Below are 11,957 nucleotides of genomic sequence, written 5' to 3'. Positions count from 1 at the left end.
TCATGCGTAAGTCATTAATCTTTGTTGTTGCCGCGGCGTTAGTTGTCTTCTATGCCTCTATATTTATTGTGCAGGAAGGGCAGCGTGGTATCGTACTACGTTTTGGCAAGGTTCTGCGTGATGCGGGAAATAAACCGATTGTTTATGAGCCGGGGTTACATTTCAAAATACCTTTTGTTGAAGCGGTGAAAACTCTGGATGCTCGTATTCAGACTATGGATATTCAGGCCGACCGTTTCTTGACCAGTGAAAATAAGGACTTGATCGTTGATTCTTACCTGAAATGGCGGATTAACGATTTCAGCCGTTATTATCTGGCGACCGGTAATGGTGATATTTCTCAAGCAGAAGTATTGTTAAAGCGTAAATTCAGTGACCGTCTGCGTTCTGAAATTGGCCGTAAGGATGTGCGTGGGATCGTGACGGATTCCCGAGGTCAATTGACCACGGATGTTCGTGATGCGCTTAATAAAGGTACAACCGATAAGGAAACAGCGAGTGCAACTGAAGCGGATGATGCTATTGCGTCGGCGGCGGCTCGTGTAGAAAGGGAAACGGCAGATAAACAACCTGCTATCAATCCGAATAGCATGGCGGCATTGGGTATTGAAGTTGTTGATGTGCGTATCAAACAGATCAATTTACCATTGGAAGTTTCAGAAGCGATTTACCAGCGTATGCGTGCTGAACGTGAAGCGGTAGCTCGTCGTCACCGTTCTCAAGGTCTGGAAGAAGCAGAAAAACTGCGTGCAGCAGCAGATAAGCAAGTTATTGAAATACGGGCAGAAGCGGAGCGTGAAGCGCTTACATTGCGTGGTTCTGGCGACGCAGAAGCCGCTAAACTGTTTGCTGATACATTCAGTCAGGCGCCAGATTTCTATGCCTTTATCCGTAGTTTACGTGCTTACGAAAAAAGCTTTAGTGGAGACGGGAAAGATGTTCTGGTATTGAGTCCAGAAGCTGATTTCTTCCGCTATATGAAAGCACCTGAAAAGCGTGCGGTTCAGCACTAATAGAGGCTGAATCTATAGGCCCGCATCCGGCGGGCCTTATCATGTCTGGTGGCTAACAAAAATAACGGATGTGATAAAAATTACTGAAAGGTGTGGGATGAGATGTTAGAATCCATTTTTAAGCAACCGAGTGAATTTTGAAATGGGTAAGAACGTTGTCGTATTGGGCACCCAATGGGGTGACGAGGGCAAGGGCAAGATCGTCGACTTGCTGACTGAACGAGCTAAGTATGTTGTTCGTTATCAAGGGGGCCATAATGCTGGTCATACACTGGTTATCAACGGTGAAAAAACCGTTCTCCACTTAATCCCATCAGGGATCTTGCGTGAAAATGTTATCAGTATCATTGCAAACGGCGTCGTATTAGCGCCTGATGCGCTGATGAAAGAGATGAACGCGTTAGAGTCCCGTGGTATTCCTGTTCGCGAGCGTCTGCTCATTTCAGAAGCTTGTCCACTTATTCTGCCATACCATGTTGCATTGGATAATGCCCGCGAGAAAGCGCGTGGTGCAAAAGCAATCGGTACAACCGGTCGTGGTATTGGTCCTGCGTATGAAGACAAAGTTGCTCGTCGTGGTCTGCGGGTTGGTGATTTATTTGATAAGGAAACGTTCGCAGTTAAGCTGAAAGAAATTATCGAATATCACAATTTCCAACTGGTTAACTACTACAAAGAACCGGCGGTTGATTACCAGAAAACCCTGGATGAAATCATGGCGGTTGCCGATATTTTGACGGGTATGGTCGTCGATGTTTCTGATTTGTTGTATAAAGCAACTCAGAAAGGTGAATTGGTTATGTTCGAAGGCGCACAGGGCACGTTGTTGGATATTGACCACGGTACCTACCCATATGTGACCTCTTCCAACACGACGGCGGGTGGTGTTGCGACAGGTTCTGGTTTAGGTCCATGTTATGTTGATTATGTTTTGGGGATCATCAAAGCATATTCTACTCGTGTCGGCGCGGGTCCATTCCCAACTGAACTATTTGATGAAACTGGCAATTACTTGCGTGAAAAAGGCCAAGAGTTTGGTGCGACTACGGGGCGTAGCCGCCGTACTGGTTGGCTGGATATCATTGCCATCCGTCGTGCAGTACAGATCAACTCATTGTCAGGTTTCTGTATGACCAAATTAGACGTACTGGATGGTTTGAAAGAAGTAAAAATCTGTGTTGGTTACCGCATGCCTGATGGCAGTGTGATTGAAACGACACCTATGGCTGCGGATGACTGGGAAGGTATTGAGCCTGTTTATGAGACCATGCCTGGTTGGAGTGAAAGCACTTTTGGCGTGAAAGAGCATAGCAAATTGCCTCAGGCAGCATTGAACTATATCAAACGTGTAGAAGAGCTGACCGGCGTTCCGGTTGATATTATTTCTACGGGTCCAGATCGTTCAGAAACTATCATTCTGCGTGATCCGTTTGATGCCTGATGGTACCTATGATCAGGTAAAGCCGGGCTTTTCAGCCCGGTTTTTTGCTATTTATTGTGGCCTTTTTTGCTTAATGATTAGGGGATCAACATGATTTTGGCCGATTCATGGCATATAACTTGAACAAGTGCTTATTTTTTCAGTTTGTTCTCGGATATATTAATTTATATCTTATTATCCAGAGGTTGATGTGCAGTTAACGAGTTTTACAGATTATGGCTTGCGTGCGCTAATTTATATGGCTTCTTTACCGCAAAGCCGGATGACCAGTATTTCTGAAGTTACTGATATTTATGGTGTTTCTCGTAACCACATGGTAAAAATCATTAACCAATTGAGCCACTTAGGATTTGTGGCTGCGGTTCGTGGTAAAAACGGCGGTATCCGTTTAGGTAAGCCAGCGAAGGATATCAGAATTGGCGATGTTGTTCGCGCTCTCGAACCATTATCATTGGTTAACTGTAGTCAGGAATCTTGCCATATCACGTCTGCGTGTCGTCTGAAGGTAGTCTTAAATCAGGCAATAGAAAGGTTTTTAGAAGAGCTGGATAAGCATACTTTAGCTGATATGATTGAAGATAATATTCCCCTTTATAAGCTGCTTCTGACCGAATGAAGAAATGGCGCAAACAGCCTGCTGATGACAACGGAGGAACAGCCATGTCACAAGATCCTTTTTTGGGACGCGAAGCAGAAAAATATGAATCACCCATTCCAAGCCGCGAGTACATCTTAGACATTATTGCTAAACATACTGTACCGGTAAGTCGCCAGGAACTGGCGCAAGAACTGAATCTGATTAACGATGAAGATATTGAAGCGTTACGTCGTCGTTTACGAGCTATGGAACGGGATGGTCAACTGGTTTTCACTCGTCGCCAATGCTATGCCTTGCCGGAAAGATTAGATTTATTGAAAGGTACGGTTATTGGGCATAGAGATGGTTATGGTTTTCTGCGAGTAGAAGGCCGCAAAGATGATTTTTATCTCTCTGCTGAGCAATTAAAAATGGCTATTCATGGTGATGTTGTGCTGGCGCAACCATTGCCTCAGAATCGCAAAGGGCGTAATGAAGCGCGTATCGTTCGTGTATTGGAGCCTAAGACCAGCCAGATTGTCGGCCGCTATTTTCTTGACTCTGGTATGGGATTTGTCGTGCCGGATGATAGTCGTTTGAGCTTTGATATCCTGATCCCGAAGGATGAAAGCGGTGGTGCTCGCATGGGAAATGTGGTGGTGGTCGAGTTGATTACACGCCCGGCGCGCCGCACAAAAGCTGTCGGTAAAATAGTTGAAGTGTTGGGTGAAAAGATGGGAACGAATATGGCAGTAGAAATTGCCCTGCGTACTCATGAAATTCCCCACAATTGGCCGCCACAGGTGGAAAACCAGATTGCTTCTTTGGATGAACAGGTACCAGAATCGGCGAAAAAAGGCCGTGTTGATCTGCGTGCTTTGCCGTTGGTGACAATCGATGGTGAAGATGCCCGTGATTTTGATGATGCCGTTTATTGTGAAAGGAAGCGAAGTGGTGGTTGGCGTTTATGGGTTGCTATTGCTGATGTCAGTTATTATGTGCGTCCACAAACCGCATTAGATACCGAAGCACGTAACCGGAGTAACTCGGTTTACTTCCCGTCTCAGGTTGTCCCTATGTTGCCGGAGGTGCTTTCTAATGGCCTCTGTTCTCTGAACCCGCAGGTTGATCGCCTTTGTATGGTGTGTGAGATGACGGTTTCAGCGCAGGGGCGATTATCATCTTATAAATTTTACGAAGCCGTCATGAATTCTCACGCCCGTCTGACATATACCAAAGTATGGCGTATGTTGCAGGGGGATGAGGAGCTGCGTGAGCACTACAGGCCACTGGTTCAGCATATTGAGCATTTACATGAGTTGTATCAAGCATTGGAAAATGCTCGTGAACAACGTGGCGCAATCTCATTTGAGTCAGAAGAGGCTAAGTTTATCTTTAATGCTGAACGTCGTATCGAGCGAATTGAACCGATTGTTCGCAATGATGCTCATAAGCTGATTGAAGAGTGCATGATTTTGGCGAATATTGCTGCGGCGCGTTTCGTGGAAAAAAATGGCGAGCCAGTGCTTTACCGTATTCATGATCGGCCAAAAGAAGAGAGCATTGTTAACTTACGCTCGGTTTTCGGCGAATTAGGATTGACGTTGCCTGGTGGCATGCAACCAACACCAAAGGATTATGCGCAACTGATGCATCAAGTGGCTGAACGCCCGGATCATGAGCTATTGCAAACCTTATTACTGCGTTCAATGAAACAGGCAATTTATGATCCGGAAAACCGGGGTCACTTCGGTCTGTCATTAAATTCTTATGCGCATTTTACCTCACCTATCCGCCGTTACCCGGATCTGGTATTGCATCGGGCGATTAAATATCTGCTGGCGAAACAGCAAGGCATTGTTGAGCAAGGTGGAACACTGACCGGGGGGTGGCACAGCGATGTGGAACAGATGCTGCAACTGGGTCAACACTGCTCTATGACAGAGCGCCGCGCAGATGAAGCGACGAGAGACGTTGCCGATTGGCTTAAGTGTGATTTTATGCAAGATCAGGTGGGCAATACTTTTACTGGGATTATTACCAGTGTGACAGGTTTTGGTTTCTTTGTTCGCTTGAATGATCTGTTTATTGACGGCTTGGTGCATGTTTCCACATTGAGTAATGATTATTATCATTTCGATAATGTTGGTCAGCGTTTAGTGGGTGAATACTCGGGTAAAACTTTCCGGTTAGGGGATGAAGTTGAAATTCGTGTGGAAGCGGTTCATATGGATGAACGTAATATTGACTTTAAGCTGCTTTCTACCGCCCGAAAAGCCCGGAATGTAGGCAAAACAGCACGCGATAAAGCGAAAAAAGTAGAACTTGGTCGCGAAAGCAGTAATAAAAAAGGGCGTGGTTACCGTAAAGAGACCCACTTTGAGCCTGATGGCAGCGCTGTTCGTAAAAAGCGATCGGCGGATAAGCCTAAAGGGGAAAAGAAAAAGGGTAAGACGCTTTCTGCCAAGACTCAGAAAATTGCCGCTAAATTCAAAGCTAAACGGGCTAAGAAAAGCGCAGATAAATAATCAAAGGGCTATCCTGTTGCGGGATAGCCTAAATATTTTAATCTCCCACAGAATAGATGGAGCTTACCGCATAGGCTCACAGTATTCGTCAGTGCTGTATGACAGTGAAAATAAGAAGATTATGAGTGAAATTATCTACGGTATTCATGCCGTTAAAGCCTTACTGGAGCGCGATCCTCAGCGTTTTATCGAAGTTTATGTCCTGAAAGGACGAGAAGATCGCCGCCTGACACCATTGATTCATGCGCTGGAAAGCATCGGGATGACTATCCAACTGGCAAATCGTCAGTGGCTGGATAATCAAACGGAAAGTGCGGTGCATCAGGGAATTATTGCTAAAGTGAAGCCGGGGCGTCAGTATCAAGAAAACGACCTGCCAGATTTACTGGCAAAAGTAGAAACCCCTTTCTTGTTGGTACTTGATGGTGTGACAGATCCCCATAATCTGGGGGCTTGTTTGCGTAGTGCTGATGCAGCAGGCGTACATGCTGTTATTGTGCCTCGTGACCGCTCCGCTCAGCTTAATGCCACGGCAAAGAAAGTGGCATGCGGTGCCGCGGAGAGCGTGCCACTTATTCGTGTCACCAACCTTGCCCGTACTTTGCGTTTATTGCAGGAGTACAATATTTGGGTGGTAGGTACAGCAGGCGAAGCTGACCATACGCTACATCAGAGCAAACTAACGGGTCCTATGGCGTTAGTGATGGGAGCGGAAGGGGAAGGGATGCGTCGACTGACTCGCGAACACTGTGATGAATTGATTAGCATCCCAATGGCGGGTTCTGTCTCATCGTTGAATGTGTCTGTTGCTACCGGAATTTGCCTGTTTGAAGCGGTGCGTCAGCGCGGCTCGTTGTAACTCACCTATCTGACATTATGAAACAAAAGTGTTTTTGCATTGTTCATTCCTTGAGTTTTTGATGTGGGGTAGGTATAGTTACGCGTCAATTTTTCAGCCGCACTTAAACAAGTTCCTTGCCTCCACGGGCCGCGGTTGACCCTGACAGGAGGCTGAATAATCCGTAAGGAGCAATTCTAATGCGTCATTACGAAATCGTTTTTATGGTCCATCCTGACCAAAGCGAACAGGTTCCGGGCATGATCGAGCGTTACAGTGCGACTATCGCTAACGCGCAAGGTCAGATTCACCGTCTGGAAGACTGGGGCCGCCGTCAACTGGCTTACCCAATCAACAAACTGCACAAAGCTCACTATGTTCTGATGAATGTTGAAGCGCCGCAGGAAGTGATTGATGAGCTGGAAACTAACTTCCGCTTCAACGATGCCGTTATCCGCAGCATGATTATGCGCGTTAAGCACGCGGTAACTGAAGCATCTCCAATGGTTAAAGCCAAAGACGAACGTCGCAGCCGTGACTTCTCTCTGGAAGACGCCAATATGGATGCTGAAGAAGCTGGGGATTCTGAAGAGTAATAACTGTGACAACGAATCGTTTGGTGCTTTCTGGCACAGTGTGCAAAGTCCCCATTCGAAAAGTCAGTCCTGCCGGCATTCCTCATTGCCAGTTTGTGCTTGAGCACCGTTCACAGCAACAGGAAGCCGGTCTGAGCAGGCAAGCATGGTGCAGAATGCCCATTATTGCCAGCGGACAATTGTTACAAGTTTTAACTCACAGTATAACGGTCGGCAGTCGATTAACCGTTTCAGGATTCATTAGTTGCCATCAAGGTCGCAATGGTCTTAACAAACTGGTTCTTCATGCCGAGCAGATTGAATTGATAGATTCTGGAGACTAGCCAAATGGCACGTTATTTCCGTCGTCGCAAGTTCTGCCGTTTCACCGCGGAAGGCGTTCAAGAGATTGATTATAAAGACATCGCTACGCTGAAAAACTACATCACCGAAAGCGGTAAAATTGTACCAAGCCGTATCACTGGCACCCGTGCAAAATACCAGCGTCAGCTCGCTCGTGCTATCAAGCGCGCGCGCTACCTGTCTTTGTTGCCTTACACTGATCGTCATCAGTAATCGGCACAGTCCATTAACGACTCTGAGAGGATAAGGTAATGCAAATTATTCTGCTTGATAAAGTAGCAAACCTGGGTAGCCTGGGTGATCAAGTTAACGTTAAACCGGGTTATGCCCGTAACTACTTAGTACCACAGGGCAAAGCTGTTCCTGCAACTAAGAAAAACATCGAATTCTTCGAAGCACGCCGCGCTGAACTGGAAGCTAAACTGGCTGACGTTCTGGCAGCAGCACAGGCTCGCGCTGAGAAAATTAATGCACTGGGTTCCGTTACCATCGCTTCTAAAGCGGGTGACGAAGGTAAACTGTTCGGTTCTGTCGGTACTCGTGATATCGCTGATGCAGTTACTGCCGCAGGCGTTGAAGTCTCTAAGAGCGAAGTGCGTCTGTCTAATGGCGTTCTGCGTACTACTGGTGAACACGAAGTTAATTTCCAGGTACACAGCGATGTATTCGCTAAATTGAACGTTAACATTGTTGCTGAAGCTTAATCCCTGATTAACTGATGCTAACAAGTAAAAAACGCTGGCAACGCCGGCGTTTTTTATTGGTGTGCCGAGCATGGCGCGCGCGTAGCGCTGAGAGGCGCAGTCTAAACTTTACAGACGGGCGACAGACCAACCAGCTTGGCCCAGACTATAGCGTTGGTCGTGCAGATAAAACAATTCACATGCTGACCTACCTCGACGATGAAAACAAAAGGCGTAAAACATTGCAGCAACTTAATCGTGGAGAAGGATGACACGCCGTGGCCAGAAATGTGTTTCATGGGAAATGAGGTGAACTGAGACAAGCATATTGTGAAGGCCAGGAAGATCAACTGGGTTCATTAGCTAGTGCTAATATGATCGTTCTGTGGAATGTGATTTACATGAACGCAACTGTGCAACAACTCAGGCGAGAGGGTTATCCGGTTCGGGATGAAAATATGGAGAAAGTTGTCTCCGTACAATACGGACATATTAACATGCAGGGACGTTACTCCTTCACAGTTCCGGAAGCCGTCAGCAGAAGGGAGCAAACCCCAACATCTATCATACCTGCTGCACTTAATATGTTAATTCAGCTTTAGTTTTTGTGAAACGTGATTTTATCTTCATAATATTTAATCTTCATCATTAATTAGTGTTTTTGCATATAAAAGGTCTGCGGCACGATGACAAAGTTCTGTAAATATGGCTATTTCATCTTGGGACATATTAGACTCTACAATATCAGCCATATTGTGTCTGTTGGACTCGACTCGCTGCAAAAACATTAGCCCCTTTGGACTCAATTTAGTGACCAACTCGCGTTTATCGTTTTCTCCTGTTTCTTGTTTAATAAATTCGTTATCTTTTAGCAATCTCAGAATTTTAGACATTTTAGAGCGAGTAAAGCCGAGTTTTTCGCCAATCGCAGTAGGATTCATAGATTGATATTGTCGAAGTAAATGTAAAGTATCATATTCTGCCCATGAAATACCCTCTGGGTTTGTGATGGTCCTTCTTGCAACAAGGACACACTGAAGCCTGCTCAATGCATCTTCAAAAGGTGTTACGGTAGTATTACAAGTATCTTGATTATCTTTTGTCATCTGGACTCTTTTATAACCTGAATATTGAATAAGAAATTGAGTTAACTGCCTGTCCCATAAATAAAAATTTATAAAGAAAAGTGATTTTTTATAGGACAGGCTTATAAGTATCTGCTTAATTTACGATTAAGAACAGCCAAAATTAAGAGAAAATGGCTGCTCGATTAAGAATATCTTCATAGTCATGTAATTCTTTGATCCTACTGTTGTTCAATTTAAATACATTAATATATAAACAATAAAAATCTTTTTTATCTGGCAAGGTTTTACCATTCAGTCGATATTCAACGATAAAAATATCAGGATTATCTGTAGAGTACAGTTCTACATCCTGAACAGAAGTAAAAATCAGAGGCGCCTGACCAAAACTTGCTGAATAATGCTCAAGTATTTGTGACTGGCTCTCAATTGTATCGCGACTGGTACGAAATGGTAACCTCAGAATGCCATCATTACAAAATAGAGCAGCAAGTTTTGTTGGTGATTTTTCCAAAACTGCTTCTATATATTTATCGAACACAGCTTTAAACATCATTTCTCCTTAGTGTCTTACATATTGTTTGTTTTCAGGGTCATATGACCGTATGATTTCTTTATTCATAAAATAAGAAATTAGTTTTGAGAAAGTTTTTACATTAATATCTGGAAAATCGAGACCTAGGACTTTAATGGCTTCGCGTGTACTTCTGTTGTTATAGGTACTATTACCAATATTCAAAGCATTTTCTTTAAAAAGGTGGATCAGTGACCCCAGAGCCACGTCATCGCCATTGACAACCATCTGTTCGAGTTTTTCTAACCATGCTGATTCAGAAACCGTTGTGATGTCATATTCTGCTTGTGTAATAGCCAGATATGCTGGGGTAAAATCTGTGCCTTTCGGATGAAATAAATGGAAGTTTTGATGCTCATGTATCTTATTAGAGGCTGATAATGCCACAATGGCCTGACTGACGAAATCAACTGGCAATAGATCAGTAGTTAGTAATTCAGGGTATGGTGCAATTTCCATTTGGATGAAGCTTTTAATTTGTAGCCATAAAAAATCATCTTCTTGACATGCACCGGTCACACTGTCACCTGATATACGCCCTATCCGATAAATATTGATATCAACACCTTGATATCGGGCCTGCTGTACATACTGTTCAGCCACCCATTTACTTTGGGTATAACCGATAGATAGTGAGTTCGGATAGTCAGGGAGACTGTCTTCTGTTATTGGCTGTTGGGGATAGTCCGGTGCAAAGACGGCAATAGTAGAAATATACTCCAGCTTCTTGCGCTCATGGTGACAACAAAAATTAATGACTTCCACGATACCATCGACATTCGCTCCCTTAACAGAACTGTATGGGAGAACAAAATTAATATGGGCAGCTGCGTGATATATTTTAGATACTCTTTCTGATAATGATTGGTATTCTGCCTCTGTTAGATCAAATTTCGCTTTGGCAATATCCCCCACCACAATTTCAACACGTGAAAAATCAATGTCATGATCGATGCCATAGCAATGAGCATTTTTTATTATACGGCTCAGTCCGGCACTGTTATCTGTGGCCCTGACTAAACAAATGACTCTACCCGTAATTTGTTGCAGTAAATCCCGAAGCAGATAGATACCTAAAAAGCCAGTAGTACCTGTGAGTAATACATCACTGCTCATTCAGCTGCTGGATCAGCGTATTCAGTTTTACAATATCAGCTGGATGTAAACCGGAGCTAGGTTCATCAATAATATAAGTCATTCCAGTGAGGCTATTGCCTAAATGTCTCACCATTTTTAGCCGTTGGGACTCTCCACCTGATAATGTTGCCGTCGGGCGGTTAAGATTCAGATAACCCAAACCAACAGAACACATTGATACTAAACGTTCTTTTAAAGCATCAATCAGCGTATTAACAGAAGAGATATTTAGTGTTGCTATAAACTGATTCAACTCAATAATCGGCATATCAATACAATCGCCGATACTGTTGCCCTGAATTAAACACGATAGTATATGTTTATTAAGCCGCTGACCATAGCAGGCAGGACACTGTTTTATTGAAACAATTTTCTGAAATTCTTCACTTTTGTACTCTTTGTTGTTTTTCACAAGATAATTGCGCGTGAATCTGGGAATGATCCCTTCAAATCGAGCCGATTTAGGCCAGCCTGAGGATGGATTTTCTGGAGTGATATTATCCGCATACAGTAAAATCTGGCGTTCTTCGGCAGAGTAATCGGCAATTTTCTTATTATTATCAAACAAACCAGAGTGAGTATACCGACGCCATCGCCAGGTGCCTGGCGCAAATGTGGTATATTCAATTGCACCGTCATTCAGCGATTTGTTTTCATTCACCAGCTTATTAACATCTATTGTGCTGGTAATGCCCAATCCTTCGCAATGTGGACACATTCCTGACGGATGATTGAAAGAGAAAATGTTGGAATATCCTATGAACGGTGTGCCTATTCGGGAAAATAAGAGGCGCAGTAAGGTATAAATATCTGATGCTGCACCAACCGTTGAACGGGCATTTTCACCAATACGCTTTTGGTTGATGATAATTGCGGTAGTGAGGTTATTTATTTCATCCACATCCGGTTGACTATAGTATGGTAACCGATGCTGTATATAAGGTGGAAAAGTGTCATTAAGTTGTCGTTGGGATTCCGCTGCAATTGTATCGAATACCAAAGAGCTTTTACCTGAACCAGAAACACCGGTAAATACTGTGATGACATTTTTAGGAATACGTAAATCAATTCCTTTAAGATTATTTTGCCTAGCACCAAGAATTTCAATCGTGTTTTGTATATGATTCTGATCCCTCACTGCAT

Annotated in this window: 13 protein-coding genes and 1 pseudogene; 10 read left to right on the top strand and 4 right to left on the bottom strand. The window is 44.0% G+C overall.

Going from position 1 to position 11,957, the window contains the following annotated elements:
* Positions 1-2 precede the first annotated feature (2 nt).
* From hflC to EAE92_RS01975, 10 genes and pseudogenes are all read left to right on the top strand, one after another.
* A complete protein-coding gene (gene hflC / locus EAE92_RS02020; protein WP_214066860.1) occupies positions 3-1,013 on the top strand; it encodes a protease modulator HflC in 1,011 nt (336 codons plus the stop codon).
* Between the two features lie 142 nt (positions 1,014-1,155).
* The gene (locus EAE92_RS02015) at positions 1,156-2,454 is read left to right on the top strand and encodes an adenylosuccinate synthase (RefSeq protein ID WP_214066859.1); all 1,299 of its coding nucleotides are present in this window, start codon (positions 1,156-1,158) and stop codon (positions 2,452-2,454) included.
* A 190-nt stretch (positions 2,455-2,644) separates the two neighbouring features.
* Positions 2,645-3,070, top strand: a complete 426-nt coding sequence (gene nsrR, locus EAE92_RS02010; RefSeq protein WP_036776602.1) for a nitric oxide-sensing transcriptional repressor NsrR — start codon at positions 2,645-2,647, stop codon at positions 3,068-3,070.
* 44 nt (positions 3,071-3,114) lie between these two features.
* Positions 3,115-5,559 (top strand): ribonuclease R, encoded by a 2,445-nt coding sequence (gene rnr / locus EAE92_RS02005; protein ID WP_036810086.1) that lies wholly within the window; start codon positions 3,115-3,117, stop codon positions 5,557-5,559.
* Between the two features lie 121 nt (positions 5,560-5,680).
* Positions 5,681-6,418 carry a 23S rRNA (guanosine(2251)-2'-O)-methyltransferase RlmB gene (gene rlmB, locus EAE92_RS02000; protein ID WP_105397892.1) on the top strand — a complete coding sequence of 246 codons (738 nt, stop codon included), beginning with the start codon at positions 5,681-5,683 and terminating at the stop codon, positions 6,416-6,418.
* Positions 6,419-6,597: 179 nt separating this feature from the next.
* Positions 6,598-6,993: a 30S ribosomal protein S6 gene (rpsF, locus tag EAE92_RS01995; RefSeq protein ID WP_105397891.1), complete on the top strand. Its 396-nt coding sequence runs from the start codon at positions 6,598-6,600 to the stop codon at positions 6,991-6,993.
* A 5-nt stretch (positions 6,994-6,998) separates the two neighbouring features.
* On the top strand, positions 6,999-7,316 hold the full coding sequence (gene priB, locus EAE92_RS01990; protein WP_049585063.1) for a primosomal replication protein N: 318 nt from the start codon (positions 6,999-7,001) through the stop codon (positions 7,314-7,316).
* A gap of 4 nt (positions 7,317-7,320) precedes the next feature.
* Positions 7,321-7,548, top strand: a complete 228-nt coding sequence (gene rpsR / locus EAE92_RS01985) for a 30S ribosomal protein S18 (protein ID WP_000135199.1) — start codon at positions 7,321-7,323, stop codon at positions 7,546-7,548.
* Positions 7,549-7,586: 38 nt separating this feature from the next.
* On the top strand, positions 7,587-8,039 hold the full coding sequence (gene rplI / locus EAE92_RS01980; RefSeq protein WP_105397890.1) for a 50S ribosomal protein L9: 453 nt from the start codon (positions 7,587-7,589) through the stop codon (positions 8,037-8,039).
* A gap of 105 nt (positions 8,040-8,144) precedes the next feature.
* Positions 8,145-8,620, top strand: a pseudogene (locus EAE92_RS01975) (Tn3 family transposase); the annotation flags it as partial.
* Between the two features lie 33 nt (positions 8,621-8,653).
* On the opposite strand, the gene EAE92_RS01970 reads toward EAE92_RS01975, so the two are convergent.
* From EAE92_RS01970 to EAE92_RS25165, 4 genes are all read right to left on the bottom strand, one after another.
* Positions 8,654-9,124 carry a MarR family transcriptional regulator gene (locus tag EAE92_RS01970; protein ID WP_105397888.1) on the bottom strand — a complete coding sequence of 157 codons (471 nt, stop codon included), beginning with the start codon at positions 9,122-9,124 and terminating at the stop codon, positions 8,654-8,656.
* Positions 9,125-9,266: 142 nt separating this feature from the next.
* Positions 9,267-9,656 carry a nuclear transport factor 2 family protein gene (locus EAE92_RS01965; RefSeq protein ID WP_214066858.1) on the bottom strand — a complete coding sequence of 130 codons (390 nt, stop codon included), beginning with the start codon at positions 9,654-9,656 and terminating at the stop codon, positions 9,267-9,269.
* Positions 9,657-9,665: 9 nt separating this feature from the next.
* Entirely contained in the window at positions 9,666-10,793 is a 1,128-nt protein-coding gene (locus EAE92_RS01960; RefSeq protein WP_214066857.1) for an SDR family oxidoreductase, read from the bottom strand.
* Positions 10,783-11,952 carry an excinuclease ABC subunit UvrA gene (locus tag EAE92_RS25165; RefSeq protein ID WP_339959340.1) on the bottom strand — a complete coding sequence of 390 codons (1,170 nt, stop codon included), beginning with the start codon at positions 11,950-11,952 and terminating at the stop codon, positions 10,783-10,785. The genes EAE92_RS01960 and EAE92_RS25165 overlap by 11 nt, the downstream gene beginning before the upstream one ends.
* Positions 11,953-11,957 lie beyond the last annotated feature (5 nt).

This window comes from Photorhabdus hainanensis, assembly GCF_018448965.1.
GTDB lineage: Bacteria > Pseudomonadota > Gammaproteobacteria > Enterobacterales > Enterobacteriaceae > Photorhabdus > Photorhabdus akhurstii.
This window is presented reverse-complemented; position numbering and strand designations above follow the sequence as displayed.